The organism is Pseudomonas sp. PF05 (assembly GCF_056521845.1).
Map to the genome: position 1 here is coordinate 1125745 of NZ_JBWLPW010000001.1, position 15802 is coordinate 1141546.

The 15802-nt window shown below is 60.0% G+C and carries 11 protein-coding genes and 1 pseudogene; 3 read left to right on the top strand and 9 right to left on the bottom strand.

What is annotated here, in order from left to right; all coding sequences use genetic code 11:
- Nucleotides 1–36: 36 nt before the first annotated feature.
- On the top strand, nucleotides 37–1665 hold the full coding sequence (gene treA / locus AC09SL_RS05045) for an alpha,alpha-trehalase TreA (protein ID WP_058546113.1): 1629 nt from the start codon (nucleotides 37–39) through the stop codon (nucleotides 1663–1665).
- A gap of 291 nt (nucleotides 1666–1956) precedes the next feature.
- Here the strand turns inward: treA and AC09SL_RS05050 are convergent, their stop codons facing one another.
- Both AC09SL_RS05050 and AC09SL_RS05055 read right to left on the bottom strand, forming a co-directional pair.
- Nucleotides 1957–2910: a sensor domain-containing diguanylate cyclase gene (locus AC09SL_RS05050; RefSeq protein ID WP_058546112.1), complete on the bottom strand. Its 954-nt coding sequence runs from the start codon at nucleotides 2908–2910 to the stop codon at nucleotides 1957–1959.
- Nucleotides 2911–2913: 3 nt separating this feature from the next.
- The gene (locus AC09SL_RS05055) at nucleotides 2914–3924 is read right to left on the bottom strand and encodes a response regulator (RefSeq protein WP_058546111.1); all 1011 of its coding nucleotides are present in this window, start codon (nucleotides 3922–3924) and stop codon (nucleotides 2914–2916) included.
- Between the two features lie 355 nt (nucleotides 3925–4279).
- On the opposite strand from AC09SL_RS05055, the gene AC09SL_RS05060 reads away from it, so the two are divergent.
- Nucleotides 4280–6652 carry a putative bifunctional diguanylate cyclase/phosphodiesterase gene (locus AC09SL_RS05060; RefSeq protein WP_058546110.1) on the top strand — a complete coding sequence of 791 codons (2373 nt, stop codon included), beginning with the start codon at nucleotides 4280–4282 and terminating at the stop codon, nucleotides 6650–6652.
- A gap of 184 nt (nucleotides 6653–6836) precedes the next feature.
- Here the strand turns inward: AC09SL_RS05060 and AC09SL_RS05065 are convergent, their stop codons facing one another.
- From AC09SL_RS05065 to AC09SL_RS05080, 4 genes are all read right to left on the bottom strand, one after another.
- Nucleotides 6837–7274, bottom strand: coding sequence for a type 2 periplasmic-binding domain-containing protein (locus AC09SL_RS05065; RefSeq protein ID WP_058542432.1), 438 nt, complete (start codon nucleotides 7272–7274; stop codon nucleotides 6837–6839).
- A gap of 11 nt (nucleotides 7275–7285) precedes the next feature.
- Nucleotides 7286–8524, bottom strand: a complete 1239-nt coding sequence (locus AC09SL_RS05070; protein ID WP_058542433.1) for a porin — start codon at nucleotides 8522–8524, stop codon at nucleotides 7286–7288.
- Nucleotides 8525–8616: 92 nt separating this feature from the next.
- Entirely contained in the window at nucleotides 8617–10479 is a 1863-nt protein-coding gene (locus AC09SL_RS05075; RefSeq protein ID WP_058542434.1) for an ATP-binding protein, read from the bottom strand.
- Nucleotides 10480–10810: 331 nt separating this feature from the next.
- A complete protein-coding gene (locus tag AC09SL_RS05080) occupies nucleotides 10811–12514 on the bottom strand; it encodes an ABC transporter ATP-binding protein/permease (RefSeq protein WP_058542435.1) in 1704 nt (567 codons plus the stop codon).
- Between the two features lie 199 nt (nucleotides 12515–12713).
- On the opposite strand from AC09SL_RS05080, the gene fhuF reads away from it, so the two are divergent.
- Nucleotides 12714–13403 (top strand): siderophore-iron reductase FhuF, encoded by a 690-nt coding sequence (gene fhuF / locus AC09SL_RS05085; protein WP_081264402.1) that lies wholly within the window; start codon nucleotides 12714–12716, stop codon nucleotides 13401–13403.
- Here the strand turns inward: fhuF and AC09SL_RS05090 are convergent.
- The 3 genes and pseudogenes from AC09SL_RS05090 to AC09SL_RS05100 form a co-directional block, all read right to left on the bottom strand.
- Nucleotides 13388–14467 carry a DMT family transporter gene (locus tag AC09SL_RS05090; protein WP_231139225.1) on the bottom strand — a complete coding sequence of 360 codons (1080 nt, stop codon included), beginning with the start codon at nucleotides 14465–14467 and terminating at the stop codon, nucleotides 13388–13390. The genes fhuF and AC09SL_RS05090 overlap by 16 nt on opposite strands.
- Nucleotides 14464–15036, bottom strand: a complete 573-nt coding sequence (locus AC09SL_RS05095; RefSeq protein WP_058542436.1) for a TetR/AcrR family transcriptional regulator — start codon at nucleotides 15034–15036, stop codon at nucleotides 14464–14466. The genes AC09SL_RS05090 and AC09SL_RS05095 overlap by 4 nt, the downstream gene beginning before the upstream one ends.
- Nucleotides 15037–15177: 141 nt before the next feature.
- Nucleotides 15178–15482, bottom strand: a pseudogene (locus AC09SL_RS05100) (transposase domain-containing protein); the annotation flags it as partial.
- Nucleotides 15483–15802 lie beyond the last annotated feature (320 nt).

Sequence of the window (15802 nt, forward strand, 5' to 3'; positions counted from 1 at the left end):
TCGTTTGTCAGAAACGAAAACAGGACGGACCCTCTGATGCGACCTATCGATCTCACCAGCCTCTCCCTTGCCGCGCTGCTGTGCGTGGCCTGTTCAAGCCAACCGCCCGCTACATGGAGCTACGCCGACGCCCAGGCACGAGCCAATCTTCCCCCCGACCAAGCCTATCCCGAACTCTTTGAAGCGGTGCAACGCGAGCAGGTGTTCCCCGACCAGAAGCATTTCGTGGACGCGCTGCCCAACCGTGATCCAGCGCAGATCCGCGCCGATTACCTGGCCCGACGTAACAGCGATGCCTTCGATATCAAGGCCTTCGTGAAAGACAATTTCATCGAATCCGGCGCAGCTGAAAGCCCGGCACCCAAGCCCGGCGCTCCGATCGAGGAGCACATCGACAGTCTCTGGCCGATACTGAGCCGAACCTACAAGCAGGTGCCGGCCTATAGCAGCTTGTTGCCCTTGCCGCAGCCCTATGTGGTGCCCGGCGGGCGTTTTCGCGAGATGTATTACTGGGATTCGTATTTCACCATGCTGGGGCTTGAGCAGAGCGGTGATAAGGCCCAGGTCCGCCAGATGACCGACAACTTTGCCTACATGATCGACACCTACGGCCACATTCCCAACGGCAATCGCACCTACTACCTGAGCCGGTCGCAGCCGCCATTCTTTGCTTACATGGTGCAGTTGCAGGCGCGTATCGAAGGTGACCAGGCCTATGGTCGATACCTGCCCCAGTTGCAGAAGGAGTATGCCTATTGGATGGAAGGCGCCCAGGCACTCAAGCCCGGCGCGGCTGAGCGACATGTGGTCAAGCTCGCCGATGGCAGTGTGCTCAACCGCTATTGGGATGCCAGCGCGACGCCTCGACAGGAATCCTGGTTGCAAGATGTCAGCACCGCCGAGCAGGCGCCGGACCGGCCCAAGGAAGAGCTCTGGCGTGACCTGCGCGCCGGCGCCGAAAGTGGCTGGGACTTCAGCTCGCGCTGGTTGGACGATGGCCAGAACCTGGCGAGCATTCGTACCACCGCTATCGTGCCCGTGGATCTGAATAGCCTGATCTATCATCTGGAAAACACCATCGCCAAAGCCTGCGAGACGGTGCAGAACACCCCTTGCGTCCAGGCTTACGGCCGGCGCGCCGAACTGCGCCAGCGTGCCATCGAGAAGCACTTGTGGAATGCCGACAAAGGCTTCTACGTGGACTACGACTGGCAACGCAACCAGCAGCGCCAGCAGCTCACGGCCGCGACGCTGTTCCCGCTGTATACGGGCCTGGCGTCTGTCGAGCATGCCGATCGCACCGCCGATGCGGTACGCAATGGCCTGTTGCGCCCCGGCGGCATCGCCACCACCCAGGTCAGCAATGGCCAGCAGTGGGACGAGCCCAATGGCTGGGCACCGTTGCAATGGGTGGCGGTGGAGGGGTTGGACCGATACCGGCATACCGCCCTGGCGCAGCAAATTGGCAGCCGCTTCTTGCAGCAAGTCGAAAACCTCTACCGCAAGGAGAACAAGCTGGTGGAGAAATACGATCTGTCCGGTCGCGGTGACGGCGGGGGAGGCGGCGAATATGAACTGCAGGACGGCTTCGGCTGGACAAACGGGGTGACGCTAAAGCTGCTGGGTAAATATGGCGAAGCTTCCCCAAGGCTTGTGGGTGAGTAAATGCCAAAGGCCCCTGTGGGAGCGAGCGCTGTGTAGGAGCTGTCGAGTGCAACGAGGCTGCGATCTTGCCCCAGACAATTGAGTCGAGAGCGAAAGATCAAGATCAAAAGATCGCAGGCTTCGCCAGCTCCTACAGAGTCCAGCGGGGCTGCGATCTTGCCCCAGACAATTGAGTCGAGAGCGAAGGATCAAGATCAAAAGATCGCAGGCTTCGCCAGCTCCTACAGAGCCCGGCGGGGCGGTGCGACGTTTCGCTGAATCCCCTCGCCACAGGGAGCCGTTGTGGGCTGGCTATTCATGCACCGTCACCCGATTGCGCCCGCTCTTCTTCGACGTATACAGCGCCTGGTCCGCCCTGGCGATTAGGTCGGCGTGGTCGTTCGAAGGTTGGCTCAGGTCGGCTACCCCCAGGCTGATGGTGAAACGGATGACCTGGCCGTTGTAGTGCACTTGCAGCGTCTCGGCTGCCTTGCGCAGGCGCTCGGCGAAAATCCGGGCGCCGGCCTTGTCGGTGTCCGACAGCACCACGCCGAACTCTTCTCCGCCATACCGCCCGGCGACATCGGCGTCGCGCACATGCTCGCGCAGTAGCTCGGCGACGTGCTCGATGACCTTGTCGCCGGCCTGGTGACCATAGGTGTCGTTGACCTGCTTGAAGTGGTCGATATCGAGCATCACCAGGCTCAACGTGTTGCCGTAGCGCTGGTGGCGGGCGTAGGCGGCTTTCAGGTCGCCTTCCCAGTGACCGCGGTTATACAACCCCGTCAGTCGATCCGTGCTGGAGAGTCGTTGCAGTTGTGCATTGGCGGCCTGGAGCTGATGCCGGTTGGTGGCGACGTCGGTGACGTCATAGATCACCAGGCAGATATGCTTGATGGTGTTGTCGGGCGAGCGCAGCGGCAGCAGCGTGGTGTTCTGGTACATGAACGCTTCCTGGCCGGTGATCGGCTGGTAGCTCTTGAACCGGATCAGGTACGGGCGCTGTTCCCAGACCGTGAACGCTGGCGTGCCCAGGGTCGCGACACTTTCCACCTTGCGGCTGAACCATTGGCGATCGATTTCAGGGAACAGGCTGAAAAAATGCTGATTGTGAGCATCCTTGGGCTGCACCCCGGAGCGGTTCTCCATGAAGGTGTTCCAGACCTGCACGCGGTACTCGCGGTCGAGCACCACGACACCGACGTCGATGCTCTGAACGATGGCCAGCAACCAGTGAAACTCGTTCAGATCGATGGAATCGTTCATGGCTCAGTTCATCAGGTAGGCGAGTTTGTGGGTCAACCGTTCGATGGAGTCTTCCGTGAACAGCAGCAAGAGGTCGAAGCGAATATCGTGCCCTTCCAGGCTGTAGCTGATCTCCACCGCCAGGGTCTTTTTCCAATGCTTGCGGTTGACCTGGATCAGTTCCTCGATGGCCGCGTGCTGGCCGAGAATCTGCGGATGGCCCTGGGAAAACACCACATCGATCTGCTCGGCAATGCTGCTGAGGCACGCACCGATCAAGACGCTGGAAAGGTCCAGCAACATTTCCAGGTCCGAATAATCGGCGCTCTCGCGCTGCATCAATTGCGCGATGTCGGCGATTTCCGAGTCATGGAATATCAGCAGGGCTTCGCCGGCAATGCCGCTGCCGATGAAACCCTGGCAGATGGCCGTGAGTTGCTGGGAGCTGCCGACGTCGTTGAGCGCCATGTGCAGTTCACCGACCTCGAGGATGTTCACGTTCGGCACCGGCAACTGCACAAAGACCCCCAATACCTTGGCGATCAGGGCCGCCGCCCGGCCGATGGCAACGTTGACCGTCTCGCGGAACACATCGTGAAAACTGATGGCCGCATTCGGGGCCGAACGGTTCGGCAGTGGCACCTGGCCGGATGGGGTCAGTAGCCCCAACCGGGTGAGGGTCTGGCGCAGTTCGTTTTCGTCGAAAGGTTTTTTCAGGAATGCCAGCGCGCCCAGCTCAAGCACGCGGCGCACCGCCTCGTCCTGGACGTCACCGGAAATCACGATGACTTGCGCCTTCAAGCCTTCGGCGCGCAAGGCGCTCAACACCTGGTAGCCATCCATCTCCGGCATGGTCAGGTCGAGCAGCACCACTTGCCCCAGGCCCTGGCGTATGGCGTCCATGGCCTGGCGCCCGTTGACCGCCTCGGTGACCGAAACCGGCCAGTCTGTGGGCAGCGCGCGCAACACCTGTTTGCGCGCCATGTTGGAGTCGTCACACACAACCAGGGGAATCAACGACACAGGGACGTCCATTGGCGTTCAATGGCTGGGAAGGTCCTACATACATCACTCATAGGCTGGCAGGGGCCCTTTGCTTAACGAACAGGATTTATCAGGTATTACGTCCTGCATCAAAGACCTGCAGGACACTGTTGTATTAAAAACTGGACCAATAAGTCAGGGGAGTCAACTGCACTTCGTCATGACAATCACCGCAAAGCCACGGTCGGCGTGCCGATTGGCAGTGGCAGGCGCAGTTTGTGGTCTATAGTTTTCTGCAAGTCCGCGGTCCTTCAGTGTCGGCGATCAGGAGCCACGAACGCCTCGCGGCGTTTGCCGGGTCGGATACCCGCAGGCCGTCGGCATTGAACAATGCAGGGAGCACACCATGGCGATCCAGCGGGCGAGTGTACTGACGTCGGCCCAGGATGTCGCTCCTCGTGAAAACGCCCTGTCCGATGCGACGAGTCATCCGTTTTGGCGCCGCTTCGACCAGGTCAAGGAAGCCTACATTCTGTTCCCGCTGCTGGCGGTTTTACTGCTGTCGGTCATCTGGGCGGGCACCCTGTACCTGATCAAGGTCGAGCAGGCCCGCGCGCAGCAGGGCATCGCCGAGGCGAGCCTGGAAATCGGCGCCACCTACGAAGCGCAGATCCTGCGGGCGGTGCGTGAAATCGATCAGACCCTCAAGCTCGTCAAGTACACCTACGAGTCCGGGCGCGAGACCAACCCGCTGCCCCAGCTCAAGGCACGCGCCTTGCTGCCTTCCCCTTATCTGTTTGACGTCAGCGTGGTCGACGCCACTGGCCGGGTCGTCGCCAGCACCCAGCCGAGCGAGGCCGGAAGCCGGATTGCCAAGGATGAGCTGCAAACGGTGGGGCGTGACACTGCACTGTCGATCAGCCGTCCGTGGAAAAGCCCGGCGACGGGGGAGTGGAAGTTGCGTTTCAGCCGGCGGCTCGACGCGGGGGATGGCGCCTTCGCCGGGATCGCCATGGTCAAGGTCGACGCGGCCTATTTCGTCAGCAGTTATGACCCCTCGAAACTCGGCGATCATGGCTTGCTCGGCCTGCTGGGCATCGACGGCATCTTTCGGGCACGGCGCAGCGGGGATGCGATCTCGGCCGGCGACGAGGTCGATTACGCCGCCGTGGTGCCGGACACTGAAAACACTGAAGCGGTACGCTCGATCAATGGATGGGACGGTGTGCGGCGCTACACCAACGCCCGTCAGCTCTACGATTTTCCGCTCGCGGTGGTCGTCGGTTTATCCGAAGAAGAACAGTTGGCCTCGGTGGCCCGGCAAGCGCACACCTACCTCTGGCGTGCGACAGGCGCCAGCCTGTTGCTGATGTTAATGGCGGGGCTGCTCGCCCGAATGAGTTGGCAACTGGTGCAAAGCCGCCTGCGCGCGGCCGAGGCGAAAATTGCCTACGCTGAACGTGTCGAGTACCTGGCCTATCACGACGGCCTTACGGCGTTGCCCAATCGCAGCCTGTTCAGCAAGCAGTTGAGCCAGAGCATCAGCGAGGCAGGCCGTTATCACCGGCAACTGGCGGTGCTGTTCCTTGACCTCGACCGCTTCAAGCAAGTCAACGACACGCTTGGGCACGATGCCGGCGATCAATTGCTCGAGGAGGTCGCGCTGCGACTCAGGGGGTGTCTGCGCACCAGCGATACGGTGGCCCGATTGGGCGGCGATGAATTCGTGATCCTGCTGCCGGAGCTGTCCGATGACAAGGACGTGGCAGCCACCGCCCAGAAAATCCTCGGCGCCATTGCCCGGCCCTTCAACCTCCAGGGCCAGGAGTTCCGGGTGACTGCCAGTGTCGGCATCAGTGTCTTTCCACAGGATGGCCTGGACGAGCAGACACTCAAGAAAAACGCCGATATCGCGATGTACCAGGCCAAGCAATGCGGCAAGAACAACTTCCAGTTCTACTCCGCGAAGCTGAGCGCGGACTCACTGGAACGGTTGACGCTGGAGCTGAGCTTGCGCCACGCGCTGGAGCGCCACGAGTTCGAGCTTCACTACCAGGCCAAGCGAGATATCGGCAGTGGCCGAATCACCGGCATGGAAGCGCTCCTGCGCTGGAATCATCCAGACCTGGGTATCGTGGCACCGATGCAGTTCATCCCGGTCGCGGAAGAGACCGGTTTGATCGTGCCGATCGGCAAGTGGGTACTCAGGACCGCCTGCCAGCAAAACGTGGCTTGGCAGCAACAGGGGTTGCCGCACCTGGGGGTCGCCGTGAACCTCACGGCACGGCAGTTTTCCGATGAGAACCTGCTCACGGACCTGGCGCAGATATTGGCCGAAACCGGTATGGATGCACGTCTGCTGGAACTGGAAATCGCCGAGAGCCTGCTCATGCAGGACGTCAAGAGAGCGTTGAGCGTGTTGACGGGGCTTAAACACCTGAAGGTCCGCATCGCCATCGACGATTTCGGCATTGGTTATTCTTCGCTTTCTGCCCTCGAGCAGTTCCCGCTCGACGTCATCAAGATCGATCGCTCGTGCATCTGCGATACCAGCAGCGTGTCGGAAGACAAAGCCTTGACCGAGGCCATTATCGCCATGGGTCGCACGCTCAGCCTGACCGTGGTGGCCCAAGGCGTGGAAACCAAGGCGCAGGCCGATTTCCTGCGGGACAATGCCTGCGACGAATTCCAGGGCTTCTACTTCAACAAACCGGTTCCCGCCGATCAGTTCAAGGTGTTGCTGCAAGCCCAGGCGGCTGATACGGATCTGGATACCTAAGGCCCGTACTCATTGTGGCGAGGGGATTTATCCCCGCTGGGTCGCGAAGCGGCCCCAACACTGCCGATTCAATTTACTAGGCAAACTGGGATTTCAGATTTTAGGGCTGCTTCGCAGCCCAGCGGGGATAAATCCCCTCGCCACAGATACATCTGCTTTCTCAAGTGAACAGCATGTACTGTACTCATTGTGGGTCGAGCGGCAGCACCCTGACGCTGCCGTCCACCTCCCGAGCATCGATATAGCCAATGGTGCCGGGGTTTCCTGCAACACGCTTCTTGAGCTCCGCGCTGCTTGAAACAGCCTGCGGCGGCTGGCCCCTGCCGGTAAAGATGATTTTCGACCAGTGCGCCTTGAGCTGGGAGGCGGACTTGCCTGTGAACGTTGTGTAGAACTCATCACGGGTCGGTGAATCTTCCGTCAGGTCTATGGGAGTTGCCTGTCCGCCGTCGGGGAAACGACTGGTCTTGCCCAGGAAAATATCTGCCACCTGATTGCGCGCGAGCGTTTTCACCGGGCTGGACGTGGCGACGACCACGACCACCTCGGCCTGGACGGCAGTGCTGGCTGCGCACATGGCGAGCCCCGCTACGGCGAATCCGATGAGCCTCACAAACCACATGGCCCGCTCCATCAGAATACAAAATCGACAGCTAGGCTGATGACGTTGAATGAGCCCCCCGGCTCGAAGTCCGGTTGGGGGTTGATCAACGGGCCGACCGAGTTGCCTTTGAACCGTGTGTGATCGTATTGCAGCTTGGCGTCCATGTTCTTGGTGAAATCCCAGCGCACGCCCAGGGAGAGGGTCTGCTGGCCTTCGTTTGAGCCCAGGACAGAGTTGAGCGCACCGTTGAGCTGCGCGGCAGCACCCGCCAGGTCCGGTGGCAAGGCCGATGTTGACAAGCCCGGGCTGGAGACTTCTGTTTCGGTCTTGGACCGAGCGTAGGTGACATAGGGGGTGAACGCTTCAATGCGGTATCCGCCGCTGATGTACCAGGCGCTGGTCCTGCCTAGCCCGGAACGGCTATCGAGACGCCCCCATTCGCTCATGACGAACCAATCACCCGGATCATAGCTGGCGCCTACTCCAAAGAATTCGACGGGCGTGTGATCGGAGTCGTAGCGATCGGCGATGGCGATGCCTTCTGCACCAAACTCCCTGAACGTATCGAAGAGTGAGTTGAACTGCTCCAGGGTCAGGTCGGCTTTCATGAAGGTGATGCGCGTGGTCAGGACGCCGAACTCAGTGGTGTTGGTGATCCCCCAGAAATTTCTCGCCAGTGCTTTGCCAGCGCCGTCAGGCAGTCGGCTGTCGGTCTGACCGTAGTGAGCCTGCACGGTATCGGTGATTTCATCGATATGAAACCGGTAGCTGCCATCGATGCCGTCGCTGCTGGAAATCGGCATCAGGCTGTAGACCTCCATGGGCGCCCGCACCCAGGGCAGGGTATAGCCCACTTTTCGAGTGTCGGAGACCAGGAAAGTCGGCAATACGGTACGGCCGATGCGGGCGTTGAAGTCCGGCGTGAACTGGTACTTGATGTTGGCCCACTCGACAAAGGGTCGGTAGCTGTTGTCGTAGCGCTGCTCTGAAATAACCTGCACCACGGCCGACAGCTGCGGGGTGAACGTAGCGGTCAGTTGGGCACCGATCAGGCTGTCGACGTCGGCGCTCCAGTTGCGTGAATGACCTGCGCCGTTGGGTTTGAAGACACTGGAGGTGAAGTCGGCTTTTTTCTGGCTGGAGTGGACGATCCCCACGGTGCCGAAGCTGCTCAACGAGAACATCGCCGTATCGGCTGTGTCGGCGCTGGCCCCGCCGGCATACAGCGTCACGACGGCCAGGGCCAGTGTATTGGGTCTTGTCACCATAGGGTCAACGTGACCTCGATGCATGGATCGCCATTCGTCTGTTCCTTGTAACGTTGGCTGACACTGCGCGCTAGCACGCACCGAAGCGTAGTCTAGATCGCCAATTTGAGCGTAAAGGTCGCGCCCGTTCCCGGGCCCTCGCTGTGGGCCTCCAGCGAACCGCCCATCTCCATGGCCGCCAGCACGCAGCTGTGCAGCCCAAAGCCATGGCCATCCTTGCGCGTGGTAAAGCCATGGGCAAAGATTCGTGTCAGGTTTTCTGGCGCGATGCCTTCGCCATTGTCGATGACCTTGATCACCAGGGTGTTCTCTTGGGCAAGCTCACTCTGGAGGATGATTTGAGGGATAAGCTCCGGCCGGTCATCCATCGCCCTGCTGGCGTTTTTGATCAGGTTGACCAGGATCAGCAGCACCCGGTGCTTGTCCAGTAGCAGCAGGGGTGTTTCGGCCAGGTTTCGCACCACGGTGATCCGATGCGCCGCGATGATGCCGGTATTCATGCGCAGGGCATCCTCGATCAGGTCCTTTATCTGCACGGTTTCGGCAATGCTGGAGGTGCCCGCATAGGATTGCTGGGCGGCGACGATTTCCTTGATGTGATCGACGCTTTTGCTCAATTGGCCGAGTTCTTCGGTCATGCTCTGTTGCTCGACCGCAAGCGCATCCACCAGTTGGTTCAGGTAGCCGGGCAGCAGCTTGCCTTTCTCGTCGCGGGAGATGAAGTCACCGAGGTCCTCGGCATGCTCGTTCATCATTTGCACCGCCTTGCCAAGCCCCAAGGCCTTGCTGGTGCGTAGCTTGCGGGTGACCAGGTCGGCGGAGATATTCACGCTATTGAGCACATTGCCCACGTTGTGCAGGACATTGGTGGCGATTTCGGCCATGCCGGCCTGGCGGGCGGCCGCGGCCAGTTGAGTCTGGGCTTCGGCGGCGCGCAAACGGCTTTGCGCCAATTGCCAGCTCATCCGGGCGAGCAGGCCCACCAACAACACCAGCACCAGGCTGCCGCCCGCAGCGCGCCAGAGATAGGTCCGCGCTTGCAGGTTCACTGCGGCCAGTTGCTCTTGCTCGGACAACCCGACAATCACCGCCAATGGAAAATCGTAGAGCTGACGGGCGCTGGTGTAGCGCCGCACCCCGTCCCATCCATTGACCGAGAGCACGGCCTCGGTGTTTTCGGCGTCCGGCACCACGGCACTGTAATCGACCGTATCGCCGGCCAGTACCGTTTCCCCGGTGCGCCGTACGCGGAAGATGCCGTCGGTGCCAAGGAGCCCGAGCGCACCCTGGTCGCCGAGTTTCGAGGCATCGTAGCTGCTGACGAAGTAGGCGGCATCGACCTCGACCCTGGCGATCCCGGAAAGCCCGCCGTGCGCCGCGTTGAGTCGCCGGCTGAAGCGCAGGCGCCATTCCCCGGTGACAGGGCTTTTCCACGGGTGGCTGATGGACAGTGAGTCGCTGTGCCGCAGCGTTTGCTGTTCATCCGGGTCCGCGATATTTTTCCGGTTGTTGACCCGCGTGCTTGCCACGAGCCTGCCGTCGGGGTTGACCACACTGACGTCAAACACCAGGGCCGGGGGCAACAGGGCCCGCTCCTGGAGTCGGCGCAGGGGATTGGGCTCACCCTCAGCTTCGTAGGTGTATTTGACCAGCTTGAGGGTTTGATCGATTTCGTGAATGGCGCGCAACATTTGCGCTTCATAAGTGGCGCCCATCTCCAGGCTTGCCGTCGCGGCGCTCTGCTGCGCGCGGGCCTGTTCAACCTTGATCAGGTACAGGGTAGCGGTCCAGATGACCAGCAACAGCAGCGCGGCCAGCAACGGGAACAGAATGTAGGCTTCCTTGGCCTGGTCGAGGCCGAACCGAAACACACCGGGCCCGGTAATGCCATCGGCCTCTGCATGATGGGCAGTGCCAGGGGCCAACCTCAGTGTCTCAGGCCGCTGGATCGGCATGGTGTGCTCCCTGCATAGTTCACTACCGAAGGCTGGTGGGCATCCGACACGGTAACGGCTCGGGGGGTGTTGCTCCTGATGGTCCGAGCTAAATCCTGAATCTGTCAGGAACTATAGACCACAAAACCTGCATGCCGGTATGTGAACAGGGATGTTGTGTTGCGCAGGAGAGGGCTTGTTTTCGCTGGACTCTGTAGGAGCTGGCGAAGCCTGCGATCTCTTGATCTTGATCTTGATCTTGATCTTGATCTTGATCTTTCGCTTTCGACTCAATTGATCTTGGAAAGATCGCAGCCTCGTTGCACTCGACAGCTCCTACGCTTCTACGCTCTTACACCGCTTGTTTGACCTTGCGATGCACCCACTGCGCCTCGTCCTGCAATTCAAGGACTTGCCAATGGAAGCGCTCCAGGGAGGCGCTGTGCCCGACACTGATCAGGATCGTGTCCGGCAGCGTTTGCTTGAGCAATTGATAGCAGCGTGCTTCGTTTGCCGCGTCCAGCGCCGAGCTGCTCTCATCGAGAAACAGCACCGCAGGGCGGGCCAGCAGGGCCCTGACGAAAGCACAGCGTTGCTGTTCGCCGACGCTGAGGGTCTGCGCCCAGTCCCGTTCCTGCTCCAGTTGATCGGCCAGGTGTTGCAGGCCGACTTGCTCCATGATCTGGCGCAGCGCCGCATCTTCTTCGCGGCGGGGTGGTTTGGGGTACCAAAGCGCCTCGCGCAGGCTGCCCAGCGGCAGGTAGGGTTTTTGCGACAGTGTCAGGGCGCGCTCACGGTCATAACGACTTGAGCCGCGAGCATGATGCCAAAGCCCGGTAATCGTGCGGATCAGCGTCGATTTGCCGTAGCCGGACGGCGCGCTGATCATCAGGCTGTCGCCGGGCTTGAGGGAAAGGTTGAAGCCTTTGAACAAGGGCCGGCCGTTCGGCAGCCAGATGTCCAGGTCCTTGATGTCGAGGCCGCTGGCCTGTTGTTCGTGCCTGACCTGGGACGTGACCTCGACGTTATCCAGGCGCGCCTGGAAACCGATCAGTCGGTCGATCACCGACTTCCATTCCGACAGCTCCGGGAACACGCTCACCAGGTAGGCGATGGCCGCGTGCACTTCGCCGAAGGCCGCGCTTATCTGGGTCAGGCGGCCGAGGGGAAAGGCGCCGGCAAAGAATTGTGGCGCCATGATGAACATCGGGATGACCGTTGCACTGCGCAAGTAGAAGGTCGAGTAGCCCATGATCAGCTTCTGTTTCTTCACCAGCGCCCAGAAGTTCTCCAGCGCCGCCTCCAGGCGATGGTTGAAGCGTTCGTTTTCCACGACCTCGCCCCGGTATTGCGCCACCGAGTCAGCGTTCTCCCGCAGGCGGATGAGCGAGAAACGAAAATCCGCTTCACGGCGTTGTTGCATGAAATTGAGGCTGGGCAGCGCGCGGCCCAGCCAGAAAGCGAGGCCGGTGCCCAGCAGCGCGTACACCAGGGCGACCCACACCAGCAACCCCGGAATGACCACCGACTGATCGTTGAACGGCACGCTGACAAGGCTGGAGGCCTGCCAGAGGATATGCAGGAAGGAAAACAGCGACACCACCGACGTCAACAGGCCCAGGCTCAACTTGAGTGACTTGACGATAAACAGGTCGATGTCTTCGGCGATCCGCTGATCGGGGTTGTCGACATCGGTCTCGGTCAGCTTCAGCTTCTGGTAGCGCTGGCTGCCCAGCCATTGATCGAGCATGTTGCGAGTCGCCCAGCGCCGCCAGCGGATGGTCAGCTTCTGCTGGAAGTGGAACGCGCCTACGGTAAAGGCGGCCATGCCTATCTGCAGCAGGATGAACTGCAGGCTGCCCACCAGGAAGCCGTGGTAGTCCAGGGCCTGCAAGGCGTTATAGAAATGCAGGTTCCAGAAGTTGGTGAGGATATTGACGCCAACCAGGCACAGGGTCATCAGCACGGTGGCCAACAGCAGCAACAGGGCCGGGTACTTTTCCTCGGAGGCCCAGAAAGGCCGCGCGAGACGCCAGAAATTGCGAAGTGTGTGCATGTGGTCTTGGTGAGCCTGGTCGCTAACGACGTTGAGTTTGCAGGGGAGGGAGGATAGGATCAGCCAATGCTAATCGTTTGCATTAATTAGGGAAAGCCACGGGAGCCCCGTTATCGAATTTCCAGAATGGCTTAACCAGGCCTGGCCGCCGATACAGCGGGTTATTCGGCAGGCACCTGGCGATCAGCCTGCCATCGCGTTGAGCCAGCTTGCCGACCCTGCCGTACTGCAACCCTTGCTGAGCCGGTTTGCCCTGCGTTACCCGGGGGTGAACCGCGCCGCCGTGGTATCGCAGTGGTCGATGAACTACATGAGTATTGTCCTGCCGGCCACCCTGGCCTGCGTGCTGACGCGTCACTGTGCCATCGAGTTCTGGGGCGGGGACGCGCTGCTGCTGCACGACGACGGTCAACCTGCGGCGCTGGACCTGGCCACGGGGCTGTCGGCCCTGGGCGCGGAGGATCGTGCTGCGTACTGGTCGCGATTGATCCACGAGCACCTGGCGCCGCTGTTCAGCACCTTGGCCGCCGCCGGTGGCCTGGCTCCGAAGATATTGTGGGGCAACTTCGTTGCCATCTGGGACGGCGCGTTCGTCAGGATGGACCCCGACCTGTCCAGGGACGGCTTCGCCGAGGCGCACCAATGGCTGGAGCAGGTCACGGTGAACAACGGACGCTTGAAGCTGCGGGGCCTGCAACGCATGGTCGAATCACCGGCACCGCAGATTTGCCCATGCTTGCCCCTGCGTCGGCATTGCTGCCTGCATTACCAGCTGCACGAGCCGGTCGAAGGCCAACCGCCCGTGCTCTGCGAATCCTGCCCCAAGCTGCACCGCCTGCCGGTGGCTGAGCAGGTGAGCTACCTGCATTACATCTATGCAGAGGGGTGAGATTCTGTAGGAGCTGGCGAAGCCTGCGATCTCTCGATCTTGATCTTTCGCTTCAGACTTAATCGGCAGGGGAAAGATCGCAGCCTCGCTGCCTTTCCGAGATCAGGTATCCCACCATGCGTTTCGCGGCGTGTTTGCCTGCGATAAAAGGCGTGAATAGCCCACACCACCCCTATGAATAGAAACCCTGTCCCAAGCGCTTCCATAGAAGAAGGCCAGCGATGGTTGATGAGCAAGCCCATCGTAGTTGCATAAATGGTTTCGCTGGCGATCAATTGCCCGCTTAGAGCCAGGGGTAGGCGCCGAGTGGCGACTGACCATGCCCAGGCACCTGCGAGGGTGGCGCCTAACCCCTGAATTAACCCACAGATTATTAGCGCCTGAGTACCTGCTAACCCGCTCGGATGGCTAGCGAAGTGGGACAGTTTGAAGTACAGCCCAACAGGGACGAAGGCGAGCATTTCGACGCTGCACATGAAAATCAGCATGGCTGACCACAACATGGGAGATAGGCTTGGGCGCTGAGCCAAAGCACTTTCATTTAACAACCCAAAACCAGTCCAAAATCCAATGGCCATTAATGATGCGAGCAGACCCAGCAGTATCGAATCGGTCGGGAGCCCCACCGTTGCGCTGCTAAAATCAAACACGCTCAGGTTGACCAAACTTATGCCCAATGCCGCCACCAGCAGTGGCCCGGCAATGGCGCGCCATGGCACGCTGGAGCTTCGCATGTTCCCGGCAATCGCGAGCACGATCGGTACTGACCCCATCATCACCGGAGGGATCACCGGCCCAGCTGCCAAGACGGCGGTGGTAATCAGAAAGAAGTAACCGATGTATCCCAAGAAGCCCAGCAGTGCGGCACAGGCCCAGTCGCTCAGTCGCAGTTGCCGCACTTCGCTACGGTAAACAAACAGCACCAGCAGGCTACCTAAACCGGCAAAGGCATAGCTCACCACAGCCAGATCAAAAAGGCTGTAATCGCCGACCAACCCGGGAAAGATGTAGAGCAGCGACCAGGAAAAAGTGGCGGCAATGGCCGCTAATAAGCCTAGGGTCATACGCTCTGCTCTTGCTGGCCCTGCTTGCGGATCCAGCATTGAGCTACATGCCGGGCAGTGTTGAATACCCGCACGTCCTGGCCCATGGCGCCGCTGACAAAACTGCCTTCCAGCAAGATAAACAACCCATCAGCAACTACGTCAGGGTCGCTTATGCCGGCGCTCATGGCCAACGCAGTAAGATTTTCGCGTATCCCTTGCTTATGCCTGCTCACTGCCAAATGCACAGGGTGGCTAAAGTGTGGGAATTCAGCCGCACTGTTGACGAACAGGCACCCGCGCCCGCTATCTTGCAAAAGAAAGCGTTGATACAAATCGAAAAACGCCAGCATGCCACTGACCGGGTCTGGATGCCCTGCCAAGGTGCGCGCTACCTCTTCACGCCAGCGTCGGTCACGCTCCTCAAGACAAGCCACTATCAGCGCATCCTTGGAAGGGAAATGGCTGTAGAGCGTCATCTTGGTAACACCCGCCATCGCGGCGATGGCCATCACACCAGTGATGTATATACCTTGTGAAAGAAACAGCTTCAGCGCTGAGTCAATCAAGCGCTCACGGGTATTGTCCAATTTAAGGCACTCCGGCATCGGGACGGAGTTGACTATACTGACCGGTAAGATTGAGGTGCATCCAAATACGACTTGAATCATGGCCGTTACGACATAGACCGCAGCATGCCAATGCAGCAGTAAATCGTAGGATTTGGCCAATCAGGAAGTTGCTACGCCAGCTAAGCGCCCCCTGAACCCGCAAGGTTGAACGCACGCCCATTCATGCGTCAGCCGCTCGGTAACGCCATTCGCTCGTTGCGTTGGCAATCGCGTGAGAACATTCTTCAGGTAGGCATATGGATCATGTCCGTTAAGTCGCGCCGACTGGACCAAACGCATGATCGCAGCCGTCGTTTTTCGCTGCGTAGCGATCCGGAAAACAACCGATTCGAACGCCCAAGGGCCCACGGCCGGATCTGGTTCTCGACCTGGTTGTTGTCTATAGGCACACAGGCAGGGGAAAGATCGCAGCCTCGTTGCACTCGACAGCTCCTACACAGCTCAGTTCATACCGTCGGCCTCTGTAGGAGCTGGCGAAGCCTGCGATCTTTTGATCTTGATCTTTCGCTCAAGACTCAATTGGCAGGGGAAAGATCGCAGCCTCGTTGCACTCGACAGCTCCTACACAGCTCTTACGCAGCTCCTACAGTTCATACCGTCGGCCTCTGTAGGAGCTGGCGAAGCCTGCGATCTTTTGATCTTGATCTTTTGCTCAAGACTCAATTGGCAGGGGAAAGATCGCAGCCTCGTTGCACTCGACAGCTCCTACACAGCTCCTACACAG